This is a genomic window from Roseofilum halophilum BLCC-M91, from assembly GCF_030068445.1.
Classification (GTDB): Bacteria; Cyanobacteriota; Cyanobacteriia; order Cyanobacteriales; family Desertifilaceae; genus Roseofilum; species Roseofilum halophilum.
In genome coordinates, this window is record NZ_JAQPOK010000162.1 from 1 (window position 1) to 22,430 (window position 22,430).

Genomic DNA, 22,430 nt, shown 5'->3' on the forward strand with positions numbered 1-22,430 from the left:
GATGTTATGAGGTACAGTTATCGAAATTTTAAGGGTTGAGTGCCTTCCCATGAAAAGCCTGAAAAATGGGGATTATAGCGTGAAAAATGGTTTTCCCATTACCAATTACCCATTACCCATTACCGCGCGAAGCGCTGTATATCAAATCCGCTTGTTTCGGACTGCGTCCGAAATTAAAAACCTAAATTAAAAACCTAGGGAGCAAGATGCTCCCACTCCAGTAATATCAACCGATTGAGGGAGTGTAGGCATCTTGCCCGGTAGTTATCCCAATTGAAATGATCCATTGGCCTAGGTTGCTCGGTACAATGAACAACGACTTCATCGTTGATAAAGATTCCATGCGATCGCAGTATTCTCCCCGTCGAACCAAGATTGTTGCTACCATTGGCCCAGCTACCAGCAGTGCAGATGTGCTTCGCCAGTTGATTTTAGCAGGAGCAACCACCCTCAGACTGAATTTTTCCCACGGCAGCCACGAAGATCATCAGCGCAATATCCGTCTGATCCGTCAAGTCTCCTTTGAGCTGAATCAGCCGGTGGGCATTTTACAGGACTTACAGGGGCCGAAAATTCGGTTGGGGAAATTCGAGCAAGGGTCGGTGGTGCTGAAAAGGGGAGATATGTTCACCCTGACGAGCGATCGCATGTTGGGAACACAAGAGATTAGTTTTGTCAGCTACGATCGCCTGGCCGAAGAAGTCCCCGTTGGGTCAACCATTCTCCTCGATGATGGTCGGGTAGAGATGAAAGTCGAAAAGATCGATCGCAATACTCATCAACTCCACTGTCGGGTGATCGTTCCGGGAACTCTCTCCAACAACAAAGGGGTTAACTTTCCGGGGGTCTATCTCTCCGTTAAAGCCTTAACTGATAAAGACCGAGTCGATCTCGCTTTTGGTTTAGATCAGGGCGTAGACTGGATCGCCCTCTCCTTTGTCCGTAACCCCCAAGACGTTCTCGAAATTAAGGAAATCATCTCCAATGCGGGCAAACAAGTGCCGGTGATCGTCAAAATCGAAAAACACGAGGCGATCGAACAAATGGACGCAATTCTGAGCCTATCTGATGGAGCCATGGTCGCTCGCGGAGATCTGGGAGTAGAAGTCCCTGCCGAAGACGTGCCCATGCTTCAAAAACGGCTGATCGCCACCGCTAATCGTCTTGGTATTCCCGTGATCACCGCCACCCAAATGCTCGATAGTATGGTCAACTCTCCCCGCGCCACCCGTGCAGAAATTTCCGATGTGGCCAACGCCATCCTCGATGGAACCGATGCGGTGATGCTCTCCAACGAAACCGCCGTCGGTAAATTCCCCGTGGAAGCCGTAGCTACTATGTCCCGCATTGCCCAACGGATCGAACAAGAACCCCATACCCGTAACGCGGATACCAATGGTCGTCAGTCCATTCCCAGCGCCATTTCCCAAGGGGTCAGCCGCATTGCCGAACAGCTCAATGCCGGGGCTATTATGACCCTCACAAAAAGTGGGGCAACGGCCCGCAATGTATCTAAGTTTCGGCCCATCGCTCCCATTTTAGCGATTACCCCACAAGTGTCTGTGGCCCGGCGTTTGCAGTTGGTTTGGGGAGTAGACACCCTCCTCGTTCTGGATTTACCCTCCATGAATCAGACTTTTGAAGCGGCGATTAATGCCGCTCAAGAGCAACATTTACTCCAGGAAGGCGATTTAGTGGTGATGACAGCAGGAACGTTAACCGGAGTATCGGGTTCAACGGATTTAATAAAAGTGCAAATTGTGACGGCGGTATTAGGCAAAGGAACGGGTATTGGCCAAGGCTTAGTTAGCGGTCGAGCCAGAATTGCCCATAATGGGTTAGAGGCGACCCATTTTCATCCCGGTGATATCTTAGTTGCCCCAGAAACGGGAGCTGATTTTATTGAAGCGATTCGGAAAGCGGGGGGAATTATTGTGGAAATAGATAGCACCACATCCCATGCGGCGATTATTGGCTTGCGCTTAGGCATTCCGGTAATTGTGGGGGTCGATCGAGCGACAGAGGTGATCCGCGATGGAGAGTTTGTGACGTTGGATATGGGGCGGGGTTTAGTCTATTCTGGGTCATCAAGAATGTAATTAACCTGAGATGGCAAAGGATATTTTTCACGAACAAGTTAAGAGGGGATTGGAAAAAGAAGGCTGGACGGTGACTGACGACCCGTTGTTTTTGAAGTGGGGAAATACAACAACCTATATTTAATGATTTACAATCCAGAGGAGGAGGTAATTCAACAATGGCTACCTTAGAACATTTACGCAGTGCAGTCATTCAAATATTGGAAGAATTACACCACTATAATACTTCTCGTCAAGAAAAAGATGTTTTTTCGGAAATCATTTTGGATAAGGAACGAGATCATTATCTGTTGTTAGATGTGGGTTGGAATAGTTCTTGAAACGGTGATGTTCCTAAGAGTCTGAGGGGCAAAATTGAGTGACAATCTGATTTTGAAGACTTTGAACGGATTCTGAGGGCTGATCAACAGCGTAAATATATTTGAGCATATCGGATACAAGCTCTTGTTCTCCCAGATAAAGGGCTTGAGTGAGCGCAATATCGGTAGGGGTTGCGCCTTCGCGAGTTAGTTGGGTGGAAATGGCTTGCACTTGGTTGTCAATCGATAGCCGTTCTGCACCGTCTAAAATTTGAAAGGTGGCTTGCATGTAGGGACGATCGCTCACGACTTGCCAAATATAGGCAACTCCGGGTTGCAGGGGGGGAGCATCGGGGGGATAAATGATAAAGTTTTGAGCCGCAGGAATGGCAGATTCCCAGATGATTTCTTCGGTATCGTCTCGTAAAACTTGAATGGATTGAATCACGAGATCGTCGGTTTTGGGATGCCAAAGGAAGAGGGGGCGATCGCTCCAAATCACTTCTGGTTCTAACCATGTTAGGACTTCTAAATCGGTATCGCGGGTAGGAGAAATGGCACAAATTAACTCAACGCCACTACCCGATCGCGATCCCCCTTCTCCTTCATCTGCGGGGGGATTTAATTCGATCAAGTTACGCAGTTTTTCTGTAATCTCTGGGCTTTGGGCGGAACTGGCCATCCCATGGGTTACCATGAGTCCAGCACCGATCAAGCTCAGTAAACCCATGCGAGCGTATTGCACCATTGTAGCCATGACGAGTATTCCTTATTCTCGGTTGTGGATAGTCTGTGAGAGGACAAATCCCCATACCATGATTGTAGGAAAAAACCAGGGTAAGAGGATTGCCAGGGAAACATATGCTTGTAGTGAGAGCAATCCGTAAACGATTGTTCCGATGGAGAGGGCGATCGCCGTTCGACGAACACGATAACGAGTCAAACCCACCATTAACGTGAGTCCTTTCGCCAACACAGCAGCCATCAGAGTCACCCACAGATCGGGAATGGGAACCACTAACCGATTTTTCAGCAGATGATCGAGCATATACCCATGTACCTCTCCTCCCGTGAGCAAATTCTGGTTTGTCCAATATTCAAACGCAGCCGGAGGAGGGCTAAGATTATCACCACCGGGGGTAATTCCCGCTTCATCATAGCCTCCCGGCGCAATAATCACGACGGCATCAGCTAGGGTTTCTGGGGTGGGGGGAGGTTGACAATAATGATCGTCCCGATTTTGCCCGTAGTCAGATTGTTCTAAAAGCTGCCAAGCCGTAAGACAGGAATAGACTTGGGAAGGGGGGAGAGAGTAATCAATAATCGGATGTAACCACATTTGCTTGAGAGGATAGGAAAATGCAGTAATAGGGGAAGTTTGGGCAGTTGCGGGGAGGGGATTGGGGTACTGAGACAGATAGGATAAAATTTGTTGCTCGAAGTTTTGCTGACTGTTGAGATCGGGTTGGGGTGGGTTGCGATCGCCATAGATCGTGAAAGAATGGGAGAGAGCCAGGAGATAGGAAAAGGGCAAGGGAATAGCGGGAGTTTGGGGAATATGCAATTGCATGTAGCCCTGTTTAAAGATGTTGAGTCGTCCCTGTAAACTCCAATTGGGATCGGCTATTTCAGGCAAGACACCGATCCAGCCTTGGCGCGGATCGCGTTTGCTGACGAAGGTAAACCAAGTTTGCCGATCTTGAACGGCAGTTTGTAGGGTTTGAGACAAGATGGTGTCGCTGCTGCCATTGCCTAGGTTCTGATGGGGGCGATCGAGGAGATAATCGATACCAATAACGTTGACGTTGAGTTCCGTCAGTCGCTCGATCAGTTGTGCGAGATAGGTGCGATTCATGGGAACTGGGCTAGAAATTCCGGCTTTAGCGATCGATTGATTGTCGATTTGGATCAATACCACGGATGGGTTGGGAGTGGGTTCGATTTGTTGGGTGAGGTGACGATAGCGTGCTTGTATTCCCATGCGCTGATTCAGGAGCCAAGTTTGCAGGGGAAAGAGACAACTGAGGGTGGTAAAGGTGGCTAATGTAGCAGTTTCCCATCGGTTGGGTATCCATTGTTTCAGGTGTTCTTGCCAGCCAAAGGGTTGAAGGTGAAAGAGTTCTGCTTCTGGGTGGGTGAAGAGGGAGGGAACGAGGTAGGCGCTGGGATAGGTGAGGCGTTTTTCCTGTTGTTTGAGGTAGTGGGAGGCTTGGAATAAGGCTTGATAAACGGTGTCAAATTGGGTGAGGTGTTTGATAAATTGGAGCAGGAATTCTTGGGCGACGCGGTTGTGAATAGGTTCGCGCATGACGGCAACTTGATTTAAGCCCAGGTTGATCAGGGATTGGGCGATCGCCAAACCGCTACAGGAGTTGAAAATGGCAAATTGTAAGCCTCTAGTTTTTGCCAGATGCAGGGATTCGCTGATGTCGTGAATGGAGAGGGAAACCCCTGGGGCGATCGCCAATTCCCCGCCAGTTAAGGCAGTTTCGTTGCTATGTCCAGCAAAAAAGAGAACATCCCATCCCCGTGGATCGGCGATCGCCTGACAAATCTCATGTTTGAGGTGCTGAATATCCTCTTTTCCCGTCCATCCCACAAACTCCACCGTAGCCAGTCGAGACAGGGAAGTAACCGCCGTGCGATCGCCTTCAAATTCCAATCCCGTATCATCCCCTAAAATCGCCAATACCCTCGCTTTTCTGCGCCGAGGATAAACCGGTTCATGGGCAATATTTCCCGGAGTTCGCACCAAACAAATCGAATTAGCTGCCCCTAAATCCGTACCAATTTCCCACGTTTCCCAAGGCAACCTCGCCAAATCTAAGGGCGTACAAGTCAAGCATACCATCAGGGGTTGAGAACACTTCACCGCCGTCGTTGCCAACTGTCGGCGAATCGCGACTAACTCCGGAGAGAGCAACCAATAATGAAATTGATCCAGTAATTCCGCCTCCGCTTGTACCAACAAAGAGCGCCAATCTTCCGACGGTTTAGACACCTGTCCCCGCTTAACAACCTTGCCCCGCAATTGCCGATAAAACTGTAAATAAGTTTCTTGCCATCGTTGATAACTCTCGGACAAATTCGCCGGATAAGGTAATTCCGTCGATAGAGTTTGTCCTTCTCCCCAAGTCAGCTCAAAGTCACAAACTTGGTTCACTTGTCGGACGCGCAGTTTATAGACTTGGGAAAACATGAATTCAATTAACAATTAACAATTAACAATTAACAATTAACAATTACTCCCTCCGCTTCCCTCTAGGGGTAGCTCAATAATAAACTCAGTTCCCTCTCCTGGAATTGAATGACACTTCAATTTTCCTCCACAGCGATCCACAATAATAGAATAACTGATCGACAAGCCCAAACCCGTTCCACTCCCTACTGGCTTAGTCGTAAAAAAGGGATCAAAAATCTTGTTCTTAACCTCCTCACTCATGCCACACCCATTATCCGAAATAGTGATTTTGACTGAAGAGCGATCGCCACATTCTGTTTTTAACACAATTTGCGGAAGTTTAGCATTCTCCGTATCCTGTCTTAACTCATCCAACGCATAAATCGCATTATCAATCAAGCTTAAAAACACCTGATTTAATTGACTCGGATCGCAGATAATCCAAGGCAAATCCGCATAGTTTTCAACAAGATAAATTTCTCTTTTTAGAATTTTACCTTCTTGAATCTGCTCTTGCATCTTATGTTGTAAAATCAACAAAGTTGATTCTATATTTTCATGAAGATTGACTTTTTTGATCCCTGTTTCATCCAACCGAGAAAACGTTCTGAGTCCTCGAACAATTACACTGATTCGTTCTGCTCCTGCCTTAATTGAAGTTAATAAATGTAGGAAATCTTGAGCTAAAAAATCAAAATCTATATCAGACAAAGCTGCGGCAATATTATCCGTTTGACTTGGATATTCTTTTTGATAGATATCAATCAAGTATAACAAGTCATCCACATAATGAATCGCCGGTTCAATATTCGCATAAATAAAATTGACTGGATTGTTAAACTCATGGGCAATACCCGCCACCATTTGCCCTAAACTCGACATTTTTTCTGACTGGATGAGTTGAGATTCAGTCAAGTAAAGTTTTTCTAACGTCTCTTCCAACTCTTCTACTTTTATTTTTAACGCCTCATCCCTATTTTTTAATTTTTTTGCCATACGATTAAAGGACTTAGACAACCGGTCTAACTCATCATTATAAAGCACAGGTAACTTAACCCATAAATCATCATTAGCCAATTGTTCAGTTGCTTTCGTGACTGAGCGAATCCGAAGAGCTATTAAGCTAGAAACAAAATAACCCACAAGTATGGCAATCACCGATCCTACCAAACAAAATACAACCAGTCCAATTAAAAAATTTCGTTTAGCTTTTTCTAAAGAATCTAGAGGAGCAAGAATGACCAATTGTAATTGAGACTGATTAATTCCTGAGATAGGAACTGTCCTCCCTAGGTAAGAGCGATCGCCAATTTTTACGATCGACTGATGAAAATTATTTACGGAGTTTTCCGAAGGAGGGAGCCAGACAAAATTTTCAGCTCCTAATAAACTAGAAGCAATAATTTTATTGTTTTGGAAGACAACTATTGATTCATTGATTTGTTCAGTCAAACCATTTAAAAAATTATAATTCATCACACGCCCAATAATCACTCCACCAATTATTCCTTGATTAGATTTGATCGGGGCAGTGCTAATTAAAATCGATCGATCGTTTTCGTTTTCATTTTCGTTTTCTGCATTTATTATTGTGGAAATGCTGACTCCATTCATGGACTGTGAAACCGGCATTTCATTGTTAATTTTAGAGTCGCTAAGACTATTAAGTTTTAAATTAACTAATGATTTCCCTCCAACATCAATAACTTGAACGAGATCGAGTTCTAATAAAAGCTTTAAGGGTAATAAATGTTGTAGCAATATGGTTGTGTTAGCATCTTCAACTCCTTGACGCACTTTTTCTGATTCGACAGCAAGTTTGGTATTTAAACGCAATTTTTCAGTTTCATTGTGGAATTGCTGTAGCATCAATGCTGATACACTTTGCAGTTCTGCCAGTTGCCTTTTTTCTAAGTGTTTTAAAAAGTAATAACCAATACCAACTGTCCCCAAAATCCATAATCCTAGGAAGACACAAACAAATGGAACACTGATTTTCTGCTGTAACGGTAACTTTGAGTACGTTCTAAACAGTAAATTTTTTGTCCAAAAGTTGGAGGGGTTTTCACTGGCAATCATTGCAAAAAGGGGGAGTTGGGAGATTTGAGGGTGACTCTAGTTATCAGTATAGCGCTACTGATCTTTCTTTTCTATCGGTAATCAATACGTTTATACTTAAAGCCTTCCATTGGGTTGCCTCCTGCACAATTTCCTATGGGGATTGAGATTCAGCGTTAAAGAACACATATCCATTAGATTTCAAGATTTCTTGAGCTTCTGGAGTCGATATAAAATTAATAAAATCTTCAGTTGCTGGTTGGACTCGATCTGGGAAAACAATCCCAATGATTTGAATCATCTTATAGTTGCCATTCTGAATATTATCTATAGTGGGAGCAATCCGATCCAGCGTGAGAATTGTGACGGGAAATTCTTTCAGTTTTTGGGATTGGGCAATGACACCAATGCTGTAAGGTATAATGGCGACTCCTTCTAAGACTTCCTCATCCTCTTCAAATAAGATGGCTTGGGGTTTTATTTTCAGGTCTTGTCCTAAATAATGTTTTCGTAACAGTTGTTTGTCGGTTTCGTCTTCGGGGATATCGATAATTACAATTTCGCCGTCTACACTGCCCAATTGTTTCCAATTGGTAATTAGACCACTGTAGATCTGTTTAATGGCATCACTGCTTAAGTTGTTGAGGTCTTTTACCTGTTGATTGACAATCAAGACTAATGGATTGCGAACCAAGGGCAGATACTGAAGGGCTTCTTTTTTTTCTGCGGGGGTTAGAGGTCTACTAATTGCTCCAATATCAATTACATTATCTCGCAGGCTACTGAGTCCGCCACGACTTTGACTACTGGGCATAAAGACAATTTCAACATTGTCTTGCTGTTGCTCGTAAGCGTCTGCCAAGAGTTCTAAAAGGGGATAGGCTTCGGAAGACCCCCCGATTTTGATGGTACTCTGGGAAGATAAAGGGCGATCGCCATCAGGGACATTAGCCGTACAGCTCATTAACATGGCTCCAACGATGATGCCGATCCATCCGATCTTAACGCTCTTGAGCTGCATACCCTATATCCATGGCGTGACTGATGACTAACAGGGGTGATCTATAGCTAGTCTAAATGAGTTGTACAACGGGAAATGCCCTCTCCCTATATCCCTCTCCCACTCCGAGAGGGACTTTTCCCCCTTCTCCTGCGGGAGAAGGGGGCAGGGGGATGAGGGGCAGTTATTACACAACTCATTTAGGTTTGCTATAGGGAGACTTTTCCCCAAGGGAAGGCAAACGGAGGCAAGCTAATCGCTGTTCCTAGGGATGAGAATAAGGTTACCACAAATTTCTCGTCATAGGTTCCAATCACTTGGGTAAACAGATAGGTACTGGGATGATCGAGGTTCACTTTCTCTTCGACTAAAATACCGGTTTGGTCGCTAATTCGCCAACCGAGGTCTGAGTTTAAGGGTTGTCTGGAACTACTGCCTAAAATCAATAATAAAGTCCAACTGTCTTCGTAGGATAAACACCAGGTAATGGCATAGAGTCTGACTCCTAATCCTAAGTTTAAATCCTGATAAGCACGACCGGCATCTGAAGGGACGCTCACGCCTGTTTCTTGATAAATTTGGGTGAGCAAGGTGCTTAAATCTGTGGCTGGAGAGAGGGGTAAATGGCGACGGAAGGCGGTGGCGGGAATGAGTTGCCATCCCCCCTCATGTCCCTGGTTTTGTAGGTCTTCTACTTCATTTTGCAGCCATTTGGTGACATCAATGGCGGGTTGAATGAGTAGGGTGAGAAGGTCGCCGAGGTATTTGTTTAGGGTTTCTGGTTGTTCTTCAGGTTTGGGTTCTAACCATTGCAGTAATTCGGGATAGAGCCAGAGCGCTATGCTTTCTTCCCAGGTTAAAATTTGCCAGAGGGGACGATGTTTAATTTGAGGTAGATGCTCTTGTAAGTGTGGTTTATAGGAATGTAAGGTCGAAGGATCTAGTGGTGTTTCTAGGGTTTTAATGGCTGCTGGAGATAAACATTGTAGGGTTAAGAGGAGGTCATCTAAATTGGGATGGAATTGGGCAATGGGGAGATAATAATTCCAATCTGGACTGGGGTGAATTTGGGCGGTTCGGGCAGTTAGTTGGGGGAAGTTGAGAAATCCGCGAATGGCGATCGCCTCTAAGTCTTCATCTAAGCTAACAATAATATACAGTTGATCCGTAAACTCCGCTAACTCAACGGCCACTCTGGGCACGGCAACTTCCTCCTCACTCCAGGATATCGTGGGCAAAAGACAAACCTTAAACCCATTAACGGGTAGATGAAAGATGGCGTTGAGATGCTGACTATAGAGGCGATTCAGCACGCGCAGGGGATCGGGATCTAAGGCTAAGGTGGGTTCGCGATCGCCTAACCAACCATAAAAGCCCAGAATGGCCAAAGCTTGAGTATAATTTGACCAGTTGTCAGCAAAGGGTTTAGCCGCTTCATCGTCTGTTTCCGTCAGCACAAACGGCTCCAAACTGGGGGAAAGTTCAACCGAGCGATCGGAAAAGTCCAGGGGAGAAAGGGTAGAGTTGGTCATAGTTCACTCCAATTGAGTTTTAACATAGTGACAAATAGACTGGGTAAGTTGACTGGGAACTGTCGGACGTTGGTTACAACTGGCTTCTCGGATGGCTTCGTCTAAGGTTGATTGCACTTGTTCATCTAAAATGGCGTAAATTTTAGCCGCCACTTGAGACAAGTGTTCGGGATCGACATAAGCTTGAGCGAGGTTGAAAACGCGATCGCCGAGTAACTGTAACGTCCATCGACCAATATCGGCCCGCAGTCGTTTAAGCTGAAGTAGGCGACTCACTCTGGGTTGATCTCCTAACTCTAACTGTTGGGCAATCTCACCCATGGATATTCCCTGACAGTGGAACAAGTACAACCCGTTTAGAAAGAGCGCTTGTTTTTGTTTGGTTTTGAGCCTTTGTTTTTCGGTTTTTCCAGTGTCATAGCTTTGTAAGCGAGTGTTAATCACTTGGGCGATCGCCCCTTGCAAGGCTTCTTGAAATTCTTGATAATAGCGATCGAGGAATTCTGACTGCTCTGGAGGATCGACCGGAGGAGTTAATTCTAGAGTTGGCAGTTGCACAGAAGGGGGTAGAATCCCACCCCTAGCTTGAATCCGCGCTACCCGCATGACTCCGGCTAAATATTTGAGCTGCTTTAAGACTTGTTGGGGTGAGAGCTTCAGCGCAGCCGCAATTTCCTCCAATTGAGCATCTGTTGGCTCTGGAAAGCGGCGCTTCGTGCCCTCAGAGCGCTGTTGTAACAAGTCTTTTCGATACACTTGGTGATACTGCTCTAACAGCTCCGTTGCTTCTTGGATCTCCTGCTGTGTTGCCTGTTGTTGCTGTAAAACTGCCGTCAGTTTTCCCAAAGATGTGCGGTTAAGAATCAACCAATCTGTGACTTGTTCAATGCCACGATCGAGCAGAAAACGCTTCACTAGGCGATCGCTCTTAAATAACCTCGCACTCCAAGCCGAAAGCGTGCTTTTACTGGGATCAAACGTTTCTAAGATGCGATCGACTAAACCCGGATTAGAGCCATGAAAAACCGGACTCGGAGACTCAGAGAGAACAAACGGCAACAGTTCCCGATGGGTAAAATCATGAGTCGCCCCAAAACGCTGCTCTAAGTCCACACAAACCTGTTTGATCTGATTAGAAATAAAACAGCGCAAACACCGCTCGGCAGGGCTTACAGACGGGTCTGAATCCCGATTCCATTGGTGAAGTTGCTGTTGGATCTGTGGGTGAGGAAAAGGAGTTTGTGAGAGCAGAGCCGAAAACCGATCCTGAAAAAAATCATGAGCAATCTCGTCTTCAACCCGTTGCCCTGTACCAAACGCATTCACTCTTACCCAAATCCAGTAGGGGGATACATTACTCATCGGTCTCATCCAACCAGGTTTTCCTCTAACCAACAAGAGGGTTCTTGTCCATTATTAACGATCCTCTATGAATGATTGATCTTGTCAGGTTTTATCTGCAAGGTTTGAAAGGTTATGTTATATCATTTTCATAGTTCGCCTACCCTCTTCCCTTTCTATCTTTATGAACCGTTCTAAATTTGTGGCGATTCTCACGGGAGCTATTTCCTTACTTTTGGCGATCGCCTACCTGATTATGGTACAACTGCTTGACTTCCGAGGAGAAATGGTTCCCGCCCCTCCCCTCTCTAGCCAGTATGCCCCCTCGATCGCTATTCTGGATATCTCTTGATCATGCGTACCGTTGCCGAAATCAATGATAAAATTCGCCGCCAAGAAGCGGTGGTCGTTACCGTAGAAGAACTGAAAGCTAGAGTGGCAGAAAGTACGGTTTCTGAAGTGGCTAAACAGGTCGATGTGATTACCACGGGAACTTTTGAGACCATGGAATCCTCCGGAGCGATCGTCAACTTGGGACAAACCGATCCACCCATGAAAATCCGTCAATGCTGGATTGATGGCGTGCCTGCCTACTCTGGATTTGGAGCGGTAGACCTCTATTTGGGTGCAACTCAAATGGCAGAAACACGAGAAGGCGAAACCCTCAAAGATCGGGGGGGCGGCCAGGTGATCGAAGATTTAATTGCTGGAAAATCCTTACCCCTACGGGCCCTGGGACAAGGTACAGATTGCTACCCTAGAGAATCCTTTGAAACGACCATTAGCAAGGAAACCATTAACCAATTTTATCTCTATAATCCTCGCAATCTGTACCAAAACTTTATCGTCGGAGTCAATGGGGGCGATCGCACCCTCTATACCTACCTAGGGCCCCTACTGCCCCGTCTCGGTAACGCCGTATATGCCAATACCGGGGCCCTCTCTCCCCTGCTCAACGACCCAGACTTAAGCTGGATTGGCATTGGCACGAGGATTTTTATCGGAGGTGCGATCGGCTATATTAGCTGGGAAGGAACCCAACACTTTCCCCGACAAAAACGCCTTCCTAACCGTACCCCCATTGGCCCTGCTGCCACTCTCTCCCTGATCGGAGATGCCAAACAGATGAGTCGAGAATGGGTAAGAGGCTGTTACTTCAAAAATTATGGCCCCTCCCTGATGTTAGGCGTGGGAATTCCCTTTCCAGTGTTGAATGAAGAAGTGGTCAAATGCTGCGCCGTGCAAGACCAAAACCTGGTCGCTCCCATTGTGGATTTCTCCATTCCCCGACGCAACCGCCCCACTTTTGGGTTAGTTAGTTATGCCCAACTCAAAAGTGGTAAAATTACCATCGAAGGGACACCGGTACGCACTGCTCCCTTAGCCAGTCTCCAACGATCGCGCCAAGTGGCGATCGCCCTGAAAAACTGGATTGATAGCGGCCAATTTACCCTCACCGAACCCGTAGCACCGATTTCTAGCGATCGCTCCTTCCTCCCCCAAGATCGGCTTATGGAATCGATTAATTAGGGAGATGGGGGATGGGGGATGGGGGGACGCGGAGACGCGGAGACGCGGAGACACGGGGACGCGGAGACGCGGAGACACGGGGACGGGGGGACACGGGGACACGGGGACGCGGAGACGCGGAGACGCGGAGACACGGGGACGCGGAGACGCGGAGACGCGGAGACACGGGGACGCGGAGAAATTCCCTGTTCCCTATTCCCTATTCCCTGTTCCCTATTCCCTATTCCCTGTTCCCTATTCCCTGTTCCCTATTCCCTGTTCCCTATTCCCTGTTCCCTATTCCCTATTCCCTATTCCCTTTATGAAAAAAACCAGTGCCGAAGTTTCACAGATATCTGCCTCAGAAGAGCCAGTAAAAACGGGCTTGGGAACCTTTGGTGGAGTCTACACCCCTTCGATTTTGACCATCCTAGGGGTAATCATGTATCTCCGGTTTGGATGGGTGGTGGGCAGTGTGGGATTATTGTCTACCCTGGCGATCGTTACCCTAGCTACCTCCATTACCTTCCTCACAGCCCTATCGATCTCCGCCATCTCCACCGATCGCGTCGTCCGCACAGGCGGCGCATACTATATGATTAGTCGCTCCCTAGGCATTGAAACCGGGGGAGCAGTAGGCATTCCCTTATATTTTGCCCAGAGTCTTTCCATTGCCCTCTATACCATCGGTTTTGCCGAAAGTGTAGCCAAAACCTTTCCATTTCTGAATCAACTCTATGTGGGCATTATCACCACAATTTTGGTCGGAGTTATGGCCCTCACCTCCGCCAGCATTGCCATCAAAGCCCAATATTTCATTATGGGGGCAATCTTATTATCCCTAGCCTCCTTTGCCTGGGGTTCAGGGCTGCCCGATGTCACCCCCATGGGATTATGGGGAGCGCCTCCAGAAAGCAGCGCTCCCTTTTGGACAGTGTTTGCCGTCTTCTTTCCCGCAGTTACTGGGATCATGTCTGGGGTGAGCATGTCCGGCGACTTGAAAAACCCAGTCCGCTCGATTCCCGATGGCACTCTAGCTGCCGTGGTGACTGGATATGTCATCTATATGATTTTGCCGGTCGTCTTGTCCCTGCGATCGGATGCAGCCAGTTTAATTGCCGATCGTCTGATTATGCAACAGTTGTCCTGGTGGGGGCCAGCCATCTTGTTAGGGGTTTGGGGAGCCACCCTATCGAGTGCCTTGGGCAGTATTTTAGGCGCACCTAGGGTCTTGCAAGCCTTAGCCAGAGATGGGGTACTTCCCGAATGGTTAAGCTTTTTGGGAACGGGAAGCGGTCGAGAGGATGAACCCCGGATCGGCACTATTATTACCTTGGGGTTAGCCGTAGCCTTAGTCTCTTTAGGGGAATTGGATCTGATCGCTCCCATTCTGACCATGTTTTTCCTCACCACCTACATGGTTCTCAATATTGCGGCGGGTATCGAAGCCTTTTTGCAAAGTCCCTCCTATCGTCCTGCCTTTCAAGTTCCCTGGTATCTCTCCATTTTAGGGGCGATCGGCTGTTTAGCCGTCATGTTCCTCATCGATGCCCTAGCGACCGTGATGGCAGCAATTATTGTTCTGGGCATTTTCCTCTGGTTACAACGGCGGGAACTCGAAGCCACTTGGGGAGATACTCGGCGAGGCCTTTGGATGGCCATTCTGCGCGAGGGACTCCTCCAACTCGATCATGCAGAAGACCCCAAAAACTGGCGGCCCCATTTATTGGTCTTATCTGGAATTCCCCGCAAACGCTGGCCCCTGATTGAGTTGGCTGATAGCCTGACCCATAACCGAGGCTTAATTACCATTTCGAGCGTGCTTCCAGAAGGATCGCGAGATCTCTCCCAGCAAGGGGAATTAGAGATTATGATTCGCGAATATGTGGAAAAACGAGGGGTACAAGCCTTAGTAAGAGTGATTACAGCTCCCGATCCCTTTGAGGGGGCTGTGCGCTTAGTGGAAACCTATGGCTTAGGGCCGTTAGTTCCCAATACGGTGTTGTTGGGCGATAGTGAATCACCGGAACGACGGGATCAATATTGTGAAATGATTGCCCAATTACACCAAGCCAAACGCAGCGTGATTGTGTTTCGGGAAAACGCAGAACGAGGATTTGGGACGCGGCGGCGGATTGATATTTGGTGGCGGGGAATGCAGGCCAATGGCGGATTAATGCTGTTGTTGGCTTATCTGTTGCGTACCGATATCGATTGGCATCAGGCGCAAATTTTTGTCAAAATTATTGTGACGGATGAAGCGGCAGCCGAATCAGCCCGGCTGAATCTGGAACAGTTTATGGGTCAATTGCGTTTGGGGGCGATCGCCCAAGTGATTGTATCTGAAGGCCGTTTATTTGAAGATATCCTCCACGAAAGCTCCCAAAATGCCGACTTAATCTTCTTGGGACTGGCGAAACCGGATTTAATTCCGCCTCACCAATACACCCAGTATTATGAAACCTTGCATGATAAAACCGCTAATCTGCCCACGTTGGTCTATGTATTAGCGGCTCCCGATTTCGATTTTGAAGAGGTGTTGACCGAAAATTAAGATCAAAACCTGAAAAACTGAGGGAATTGGGAATCGATCCCAGTAGCTTGAATCAGTGAGAAATTATAGCGCTTTCTGCTTCGCAGACATGAAACGCGCGGTAATAGGATAAGAGGTAATGGGTAATTGGTAGTCAGGTCGCAGAATGGGATCGCGCCTTGCTATAGCTTTGATATCGAACAAGCGGGCAAGATGCCATTTTCCAGTATTTGTAAACACTATAGAGCGCAGCGCTATATTTCCCCGACCACTCTAATTTGTTGCATTAAATTTTAGGGAGTGCGAGCGTCTCGCTCGCTAGAAAGAACAAGCGAGCAAGATGCTCGCACTTCTCTCAGACCCCACTATTGCTACAATCAAAGCACCATCCCGTCACTGGAAAACCCATGATACTCTACTATAATCCTAAAGCTGACCTACCCTCGGCGAAAGACCTCCCCGACTCCGACGAGACTCCCGTGGATAACGAACTACAAGATTTAATTCCTGGCCTGCTCAAAGCCATGCTTGCGCTCATTTGGCCAGAACGAATGGATTGGTTTTTTGGAGTCGATATGGGGATTTATCACCATCCTGAGAAACCCGCTATTGTCCCCGATGGCTTTCTGAGCATCGGAGTACCTCGAATAATTGACTCCAATTTACGCCTCTCCTATGTCCTCTGGGAAGAACAAAAACCGCCTACTTTCGTGTTAGAAGTGGTCTCTCAAACCCGACGGAAAGAATATACCGAAAAGAAAGCAGAATATGCCCAATTGGGAATTTCATATTATGCCATTTATAACCCCTTGCGAAAAAGAAAACCGAGGCTAGAAGTCTATCAATTGCAAGGAGGAGAATATGAACAGATCTCAGGAGAAGAACCCTTTTGGTTGCCGGGAATTAATTTAGGACTCGGTAGAGGGGAAGGAACCTATCAAGGAATCGCCAGAGAATGGTTATATTGGTACAATGAGCAAGGCGAGCGTTATTTAACTCCAGAGGAGCAATTGTTATCCGCCAAGGAACAAACTCTGCAAGCTCAAAGGCAAACTTTAGAAGCCCAGCAGCAGGCTCGTGAAGCTCAGGAGCAAGTGGCAAAGTTGGCTGAAAAACTGAGGGAATTGGGAATCGATCCGAGTAGTTTGGGTTAGGGAATAAAAACCCATACTATTGCTACAATCAAAATGTCATTTTCTAGCTTGAAAACCTATGATCCTCTACTATAATCCTAAAGCTGACCTCCCTTCGGCTAAAGACCTCCCCGACTCTGACGAGACTCCCGTGGATAACGAACTACAAGATTTAATTCCTGGCCTGCTCAAAGCCATGCTTGCGCTCATTTGGCCAGAACGAATGGATTGGTTTTTTGGAGTCGATATGGGAATTTATTACCATCCGAAAAAACCCGCTATTGTCCCTGATGGCTTTCTGAGCATCGGAGTACCTCGAATAATTGACTCCAATTTACGCCTATCCTATGTCCTGTGGGAAGAACAAAAACCGCCTACTTTCGTGTTAGAAGTAGTGTCTGAAACAGCACGCAAAGAATATAGCAAAAAGAAAGAAGATTATGCCGAACTTGGAGTCTTATATTATGCCATTTATAACCCTTTACGGAAACGGAAGCCTAGACTAGAAGTCTATCAATTGCAAGGAGAAGAATATCAAGATCTCCAAGGAGAACCATTCTGGTTGCCAGAACTTAATTTAGGACTCGGTAGAGCGGAAGGAACCTATCAAGGAATCACTAGAGAATGGTTGTATTGGTATAATGAGCAAGGAGAGCGTTATTTAACTCCAGAGGAGCAATTGTTATCAGCAAGGCAACAGATTGCACAATTGACCGAAAAACTGAGGGAATTGGGAATCGATCCCAACTGCGACCAGCGTCAATGATGATATCAGTATCGATTATCGTTGCACTATTCATCAGCTTTTGACCACTCATTCTCGCGCAAATTTCTTAGCCAACTCCTACTTCCTAATTCTTGGCGATCGCGGTAGCGATGGGTCGCATTATCGCGCCACATGCCAATAAACTCATCATCCATTAGATCGCCATTCAATGATGAAGAAGTAGATTCAGCATCTTTATACTTCTCTTTCAAAGACTCTATCAGCCCGATCGCTTGAGTTTGTGCTTCAGGAGGGAGGGCTAAAAATTCACTGAGGAATTCTTGATGTTGCATTATTTATCCTTGATATTTCTCGCTTACCGGATCTAGCCGTTTGTCAGATTTTTTGGTTGATAAGTCCACAATTTCTAGACCACTTTCTGCTTGCTGCTTTTGCAAATCAGCAAAGATAGCTTTTAGGTCGTGATTGAATAAGGCAGAATACTCTTGACGAATTCTGTGGATTTCCTCAACAATTGGATCTTGATACATAATTAATCTCCAAGTAATTCATAGGGTGTACAGCAAATGGGTAGCTTGTATCCAAAATCTAGACTGATTTCTGCCAATTTCCTTTGAATTTGAGCATTGGCAATATGCTTGCAATTCCATGTAAGCAAATAATCCATACTGTGAATAGTTGCAACTGCCATATGGACGGCATCAACATTAGCTTTTGTTGGCAGGTTGCTCTGTTCCAAGAATTGCGCGGCTAAATCAAACACTAACTGGTTTAAATCAAGTAGTGTAAAGTCACGCATAAATTCTAGTCTTTGAGATGCAATTTTCGGATCGCCTTTTGATGCTTCTTTGACAACTGCTAGTGAGGAGTAGAGTTGGAAATAACTGTGGCGTGTCTCCCACCATTCTCTAGTTATCTCACTATTAGCCGCAACGATAAGGTCTCTGCTCGGTCGAGCCGTCAGATAGCCCAAGATACTTGTTTCAATGTAAACGGTTTCACTCATTCAGGAAATGGACAGTAGTCTCTTGCTATTTTAACGTAGTTTTCAGATAAAGATAGAATGGGGTACGCTCAAAAGTTAGCGGTGATGTCTAAACACGCTAGAATACTCAATGCTTCTAATTTAGTCTGAGTCTGTCGAACTGACATTCACCCATTCCCGATCGCCGCCCATGACCCAAGACAAGACCATCCGCATCCGAGGAGCGAGACAGCATAACCTCAAGAATATCGACCTGGAATTACCGCGCGATCGCCTCATTGTCTTCACTGGGGTGTCCGGATCGGGGAAATCCTCCCTCGCTTTTGATACCATCTTTGCTGAAGGTCAACGGCGCTATGTAGAGTCCCTCAGTGCCTATGCGCGGCAATTTTTGGGTCAGGTGGATAAACCGGATGTCGATAGCATCGAGGGGTTGAGTCCAGCCATTTCTATCGACCAAAAATCAACCTCCCATAACCCGCGCTCTACGGTGGGGACGGTGACGGAAATTTATGACTATTTGCGCTTGTGGTTTGGTCGTGCGGGAGAACCCCATTGTCCCATATGCGATCGCTCCATTGCTCCCCAAACCATCGATCAAATGTGCGATCGCATCCTAGAGCTTCCCAACCATACCCGCTTCCAAATTCTCGCTCCTGTCATACGCGGCAAAAAAGGAACCCATAAAAAGCTCCTCTCTAGTTTAGCTTCCCAAGGATTTGTGCGCGTGCGAATTAATGGCGAAGTCCAAGAACTCTCCGATCATATTGAACTAGAAAAAAACCATAAACATGACATCGAAATCGTCATCGATCGCCTCATCATCAAACCCGGATTACAAGAGCGCCTAACCGACTCCTTAAGCACCGCCCTCCACCACGGGGAAGGGATGGCCATGATTGAAATTATCAGCGATACAGACCCCCAAACCCTCCTCTTTTCCGAAAACTTTGCCTGTCCCGAACATGGCGCAGTCATGGAAGAATTATCCCCCCGATTATTCTCCTTTAACTCTCCCTATGGCGCTTGTCCCGACTGTCACGGGTTAGGGAGTCATCGCCAATTTTCCCCAGCGCTGCTCATTCCCGATACAGACGCTCCCCTCTTGCGGGCGATCGCACCCTGGGCAGAAAAAGAAAACACCTACTATTTATCCTTGCTCGACAGTGTGGGAGAAGCCTACCATTTTGAATTAACCACACCCTGGAAAAAACTCACCCCTGAACAACAAGAAATCATCCTCCATGGCACAACCGAAGAAATCTATCTCCAACCCCAATCCGACTATCGCCAAGTCTCCGGTTATCATGCCAAATTTAAGGGAGTCATTCCCATTTTAGATCGCATTTACCATGAAACCGGCTCCGACTTACAAAAACAGAAACTCGAACCCTATCTCATCGATCAACCCTGCCATTCTTGCCAAGGAAAGCGCCTAAAACCCGAAGCCTTATCCGTCCGTTTAGGACAATATCACATTCACAATTTAACCGAAATTTCCATCGCCGATTGTTTAGATAAAATCAAGCAACTGCAACTCTCAGAGCGCCAAGCCAAAATCGGCGAACTCGCCCTCAAAGAAATTCAAGCCAGACTACAATTTTTAATCGATGTCGGTTTAGACTATCTCACCCTAGACCGTCCCGCAATGACCTTATCTGGAGGAGAAGCGCAACGCATCCGGTTAGCCACCCAAATAGGAGCCGGTTTAACCGGAGTTTTATATGTCTTAGATGAACCCAGTATTGGCTTACATCAACGGGATAATTATCGCCTCCTGCAAACCTTAACCAAATTGCGCGATTTAGGCAATACTTTAATTGTCGTCGAACATGATGAAGAAACCATCCGCAGCGCCGATCATTTAGTCGATATTGGCCCTGGTGCGGGAGTTCATGGAGGTACAATTGTCGCCCAAGGCAATCTACAGAACTTACTCAACAATGAGCTATCATTAACCGGAGCATATTTATCCGGAAAGCAAACCATTGAAACGCCCAAAAAACGCCGTGAAGGAAACGGGCGATCGCTCAAAATTAAAAATGCCCATAAAAACAATCTCAAACAGATCGATCTAGAGATTCCATTAGGAAAACTCGTCAGCATTACTGGAGTCTCAGGTTCCGGAAAATCCACCCTAATTAATGACCTCCTTTATCCCGCACTCCAACATCATTTAACCCGCAACATTGCCTTTCCCCAAAAATTAGGAAAAATCACCGGACTTGATGCCATTGATAAAGTCATTGTCATCGATCAATCTCCCATTGGCAGAACCCCAAGATCCAATCCTGCCACCTATACCAGTGTTTTTGATGCCATTCGCGCCATTTTTGCCGAAACCATCGAAGCTAAAGCTAGAGGATATAAACCCGGACGCTTTTCCTTTAATGTCAAAGGAGGACGCTGTGAAGCTTGCGGGGGACAGGGGGTAAATGTGATTGAAATGAATTTTTTACCCGATGTTTATGTGCAATGTGAGGTCTGTAAAGGAGCTAGATATAACCGGGAAACTTTGCAAGTGAAATATAAAGGCTATTCCATTGCCGATGTTTTGAACATGACGGTTTCTGAAGCCTTAGAAGTGTTTCAAAATATCCCTAAAGCCGTTAGTCGCTTACAAACTTTAGTCGATGTTGGCTTAGGCTATATTCATCTCGGACAACCTGCCCCCACCCTCTCTGGAGGAGAAGCGCAACGGGTGAAATTAGCCACGGAATTATCCCGAAGAGCCACAGGAAAAACGCTTTATTTAATCGATGAACCCACCACTGGACTCTCATTTTATGATGTCCATCAACTGCTGAATGTTTTACAGCGTTTGGTGGATAAAGGGAATTCTATTATTGTGATTGAACATAATTTAGATGTAATTCGCTGCTCCGATTGGATTATTGACTTAGGCCCAGAAGGAGGGTATAAAGGAGGTGAGGTAGTGATCACTGGTACGCCAGAAGATGTGGCCCAAAATTCCCAGTCTTATACTGGGTTTTACTTGCGAGAAGTTCTAGAGTCTAGGGAGAATCAATAAAAAACATGACATACAGTAAATTGTTTGTAGTCGGTTGTCCTCGTTCAGGAACAACTTGGTTGAGATCAATGCTTATTCCCCATTCTAGGATTATAGAAGTCCCTTCAGAAAGTCAAGCTTACTCAGTAACTTATCATTACTTTACTTATTTTAAAAAACAAAAATTAGAAAAAAGATTGAAATCAGCACTGTGGATTTTAAAATATTATGGATTGAAGCCTTTGTTTTTAGGTTTCGAGTCAGATGATATCTGGAAAGGAATTCTCAAAAATTATAGAATTTATCAAAGTAATAAGTATCCAATTGGACTTGATAATTTAGTTAACTATTCGGAGTTAAAAGAATTGATGTCAAAAGCCCGATCTACTTCTGGAAATGATATAACCAACGTTAAAATTTTAATTCAATTAATGTTTGACCAGTTTTTTGAAAAAAATCGAGAGTCTGGCCAAGATATATTGCTAGAAAAAACTCCACAGCATGTTCGTTATATTGATGTAATTCTTAACCAATTTCCAGAAGCAAAAGTAGTAGAGATTATTCGTGATGGACGCGATGTGTGTGTGTCTTATCAGGCTAGGGGAAAAACTCAGTATTGGGCCAATCAGAGTACGGAGAGTGTGATTAAGATATGGAAACAGGCAATTAGGAATGGAGAAAAAGCTAAAGCCAATCCAGAAATTAGCGATCGCATCTACTCAGTACGTTATGAAAATTTGCGTACTTCCCCACAAGAGGAACTTACCAAAATTTTTGACTTTGTTGGTTTAGACTACGATCAAGCTTTCGTAGATAAAATTATTGATAGAACAGATATTAGTAAAATCAAGAATAAAGGTGAAGATCAGCATGTTCGGAAAGGTTCTATTGGGGAATGGAAAACTCGCTTATCTTCAGAAGATATTGCCTTATGGGAAGAACTAGCAGGAGATATGCTCTCTCGTCTAGGTTATGAAGTTTAATATCAAGTGGCAGCTAGGGTAGGCAGGGCATAGAGTTGTT

The 22,430-nt window shown here is 45.9% G+C and carries 19 protein-coding genes; 10 read left to right on the plus strand and 9 right to left on the minus strand.

Annotated features, from left to right (window positions below; genetic code table 11):
- The first annotated feature begins 341 nt into the window (after window positions 1-341).
- From pyk to PJF56_RS20815, 3 genes are read left to right on the plus strand one after another with little or no spacing between them, the layout of a single operon-like run.
- Entirely contained in the window at window positions 342-2,099 is a 1,758-nt protein-coding gene (pyk, locus tag PJF56_RS20810; protein WP_347179601.1) for a pyruvate kinase, read from the plus strand.
- A 10-nt stretch (window positions 2,100-2,109) separates the two neighbouring features.
- Window positions 2,110-2,223, plus strand: coding sequence for an element excision factor XisH family protein (locus tag PJF56_RS22290; RefSeq protein ID WP_430540901.1), 114 nt, complete (start codon window positions 2,110-2,112; stop codon window positions 2,221-2,223).
- Between the two features lie 34 nt (window positions 2,224-2,257).
- Window positions 2,258-2,419, plus strand: coding sequence for an element excision factor XisI family protein (locus tag PJF56_RS20815; RefSeq protein WP_283764638.1), 162 nt, complete (start codon window positions 2,258-2,260; stop codon window positions 2,417-2,419).
- A gap of 13 nt (window positions 2,420-2,432) precedes the next feature.
- Here PJF56_RS20815 and PJF56_RS20820 read toward each other — a convergent pair whose 3' ends face one another.
- From PJF56_RS20820 to PJF56_RS20845, 6 genes are all read right to left on the minus strand, one after another.
- Window positions 2,433-3,155: a hypothetical protein gene (locus PJF56_RS20820; protein ID WP_283764639.1), complete on the minus strand. Its 723-nt coding sequence runs from the start codon at window positions 3,153-3,155 to the stop codon at window positions 2,433-2,435.
- 12 nt (window positions 3,156-3,167) lie between these two features.
- Window positions 3,168-5,597: a CHASE2 domain-containing protein gene (locus tag PJF56_RS20825; RefSeq protein ID WP_283764640.1), complete on the minus strand. Its 2,430-nt coding sequence runs from the start codon at window positions 5,595-5,597 to the stop codon at window positions 3,168-3,170.
- 36 nt (window positions 5,598-5,633) lie between these two features.
- A complete protein-coding gene (locus PJF56_RS20830) occupies window positions 5,634-7,658 on the minus strand; it encodes a HAMP domain-containing sensor histidine kinase (RefSeq protein ID WP_283764641.1) in 2,025 nt (674 codons plus the stop codon).
- A gap of 133 nt (window positions 7,659-7,791) precedes the next feature.
- Window positions 7,792-8,658, minus strand: a complete 867-nt coding sequence (locus tag PJF56_RS20835; RefSeq protein WP_283764642.1) for a PstS family phosphate ABC transporter substrate-binding protein — start codon at window positions 8,656-8,658, stop codon at window positions 7,792-7,794.
- A gap of 188 nt (window positions 8,659-8,846) precedes the next feature.
- Window positions 8,847-10,169, minus strand: a complete 1,323-nt coding sequence (locus PJF56_RS20840) for a DUF1822 family protein (protein ID WP_283764643.1) — start codon at window positions 10,167-10,169, stop codon at window positions 8,847-8,849.
- A 3-nt stretch (window positions 10,170-10,172) separates the two neighbouring features.
- Window positions 10,173-11,531 (minus strand): hypothetical protein, encoded by a 1,359-nt coding sequence (locus tag PJF56_RS20845; RefSeq protein ID WP_283764644.1) that lies wholly within the window; start codon window positions 11,529-11,531, stop codon window positions 10,173-10,175.
- 163 nt (window positions 11,532-11,694) lie between these two features.
- Between PJF56_RS20845 and PJF56_RS20850 the strand changes: the two genes are divergently transcribed.
- The 5 genes from PJF56_RS20850 to PJF56_RS20870 all read left to right on the plus strand — a co-directional run bounded on the left by PJF56_RS20850 (window position 11,695) and on the right by PJF56_RS20870 (window position 17,451).
- Complete coding sequence (locus PJF56_RS20850; RefSeq protein ID WP_283764645.1) at window positions 11,695-11,862, plus strand: hypothetical protein; 168 nt, start codon at window positions 11,695-11,697, stop codon at window positions 11,860-11,862.
- Between the two features lie 2 nt (window positions 11,863-11,864).
- A complete protein-coding gene (locus tag PJF56_RS20855) occupies window positions 11,865-13,040 on the plus strand; it encodes a homocysteine biosynthesis protein (RefSeq protein ID WP_283764646.1) in 1,176 nt (391 codons plus the stop codon).
- 301 nt (window positions 13,041-13,341) lie between these two features.
- The gene (locus PJF56_RS20860; protein WP_283764647.1) at window positions 13,342-15,573 is read left to right on the plus strand and encodes an APC family permease; all 2,232 of its coding nucleotides are present in this window, start codon (window positions 13,342-13,344) and stop codon (window positions 15,571-15,573) included.
- Between the two features lie 386 nt (window positions 15,574-15,959).
- Entirely contained in the window at window positions 15,960-16,706 is a 747-nt protein-coding gene (locus tag PJF56_RS20865; RefSeq protein WP_283764648.1) for a Uma2 family endonuclease, read from the plus strand.
- A gap of 58 nt (window positions 16,707-16,764) precedes the next feature.
- The gene (locus tag PJF56_RS20870; RefSeq protein WP_283764649.1) at window positions 16,765-17,451 is read left to right on the plus strand and encodes a Uma2 family endonuclease; all 687 of its coding nucleotides are present in this window, start codon (window positions 16,765-16,767) and stop codon (window positions 17,449-17,451) included.
- 26 nt (window positions 17,452-17,477) lie between these two features.
- Here PJF56_RS20870 and PJF56_RS20875 read toward each other — a convergent pair whose 3' ends face one another.
- The 3 genes from PJF56_RS20875 to PJF56_RS20885 are packed head-to-tail and all read right to left on the minus strand — an operon-like array spanning window position 17,478 to window position 18,418.
- Window positions 17,478-17,744, minus strand: coding sequence for a hypothetical protein (locus tag PJF56_RS20875; protein WP_283764650.1), 267 nt, complete (start codon window positions 17,742-17,744; stop codon window positions 17,478-17,480).
- 3 nt (window positions 17,745-17,747) lie between these two features.
- The gene (locus tag PJF56_RS20880; protein WP_283764651.1) at window positions 17,748-17,942 is read right to left on the minus strand and encodes a hypothetical protein; all 195 of its coding nucleotides are present in this window, start codon (window positions 17,940-17,942) and stop codon (window positions 17,748-17,750) included.
- A gap of 2 nt (window positions 17,943-17,944) precedes the next feature.
- Entirely contained in the window at window positions 17,945-18,418 is a 474-nt protein-coding gene (locus PJF56_RS20885; RefSeq protein WP_283764652.1) for a type II toxin-antitoxin system VapC family toxin, read from the minus strand.
- A 169-nt stretch (window positions 18,419-18,587) separates the two neighbouring features.
- On the opposite strand from PJF56_RS20885, the gene uvrA reads away from it, so the two are divergent.
- Window positions 18,588-21,428, plus strand: coding sequence for an excinuclease ABC subunit UvrA (gene uvrA, locus PJF56_RS20890; RefSeq protein WP_283764653.1), 2,841 nt, complete (start codon window positions 18,588-18,590; stop codon window positions 21,426-21,428).
- Between the two features lie 5 nt (window positions 21,429-21,433).
- Complete coding sequence (locus PJF56_RS20895; protein WP_283764654.1) at window positions 21,434-22,390, plus strand: sulfotransferase; 957 nt, start codon at window positions 21,434-21,436, stop codon at window positions 22,388-22,390.
- Window positions 22,391-22,430 lie beyond the last annotated feature (40 nt).

Coding starts and splice junctions, on each gene's coding strand:
- PJF56_RS20860 (WP_283764647.1), top strand. CDS start 13,342: ATGAAAAAAACCAGTGCCGAAGTTTCACAGATATCTGCCTCAGAAGAG.
- PJF56_RS20815 (WP_283764638.1), top strand. CDS start 2,258: ATGGCTACCTTAGAACATTTACGCAGTGCAGTCATTCAAATATTGGAA.
- PJF56_RS20875 (WP_283764650.1), bottom strand. CDS start 17,744: ATGCAACATCAAGAATTCCTCAGTGAATTTTTAGCCCTCCCTCCTGAA.
- PJF56_RS20845 (WP_283764644.1), bottom strand. CDS start 11,531: ATGAGTAATGTATCCCCCTACTGGATTTGGGTAAGAGTGAATGCGTTT.
- PJF56_RS20825 (WP_283764640.1), bottom strand. CDS start 5,597: ATGTTTTCCCAAGTCTATAAACTGCGCGTCCGACAAGTGAACCAAGTT.
- PJF56_RS20855 (WP_283764646.1), top strand. CDS start 11,865: ATGCGTACCGTTGCCGAAATCAATGATAAAATTCGCCGCCAAGAAGCG.
- PJF56_RS20870 (WP_283764649.1), top strand. CDS start 16,765: ATGATCCTCTACTATAATCCTAAAGCTGACCTCCCTTCGGCTAAAGAC.
- PJF56_RS20865 (WP_283764648.1), top strand. CDS start 15,960: ATGATACTCTACTATAATCCTAAAGCTGACCTACCCTCGGCGAAAGAC.
- PJF56_RS20820 (WP_283764639.1), bottom strand. CDS start 3,155: ATGGCTACAATGGTGCAATACGCTCGCATGGGTTTACTGAGCTTGATC.
- uvrA (WP_283764653.1), top strand. CDS start 18,588: ATGACCCAAGACAAGACCATCCGCATCCGAGGAGCGAGACAGCATAAC.
- PJF56_RS20835 (WP_283764642.1), bottom strand. CDS start 8,658: ATGCAGCTCAAGAGCGTTAAGATCGGATGGATCGGCATCATCGTTGGA.
- PJF56_RS20840 (WP_283764643.1), bottom strand. CDS start 10,169: ATGACCAACTCTACCCTTTCTCCCCTGGACTTTTCCGATCGCTCGGTT.
- PJF56_RS20880 (WP_283764651.1), bottom strand. CDS start 17,942: ATGTATCAAGATCCAATTGTTGAGGAAATCCACAGAATTCGTCAAGAG.
- PJF56_RS20895 (WP_283764654.1), top strand. CDS start 21,434: ATGACATACAGTAAATTGTTTGTAGTCGGTTGTCCTCGTTCAGGAACA.
- PJF56_RS20830 (WP_283764641.1), bottom strand. CDS start 7,658: ATGATTGCCAGTGAAAACCCCTCCAACTTTTGGACAAAAAATTTACTG.
- PJF56_RS22290 (WP_430540901.1), top strand. CDS start 2,110: ATGGCAAAGGATATTTTTCACGAACAAGTTAAGAGGGGATTGGAAAAA.
- PJF56_RS20850 (WP_283764645.1), top strand. CDS start 11,695: ATGAACCGTTCTAAATTTGTGGCGATTCTCACGGGAGCTATTTCCTTA.
- pyk (WP_347179601.1), top strand. CDS start 342: ATGCGATCGCAGTATTCTCCCCGTCGAACCAAGATTGTTGCTACCATT.
- PJF56_RS20885 (WP_283764652.1), bottom strand. CDS start 18,418: ATGAGTGAAACCGTTTACATTGAAACAAGTATCTTGGGCTATCTGACG.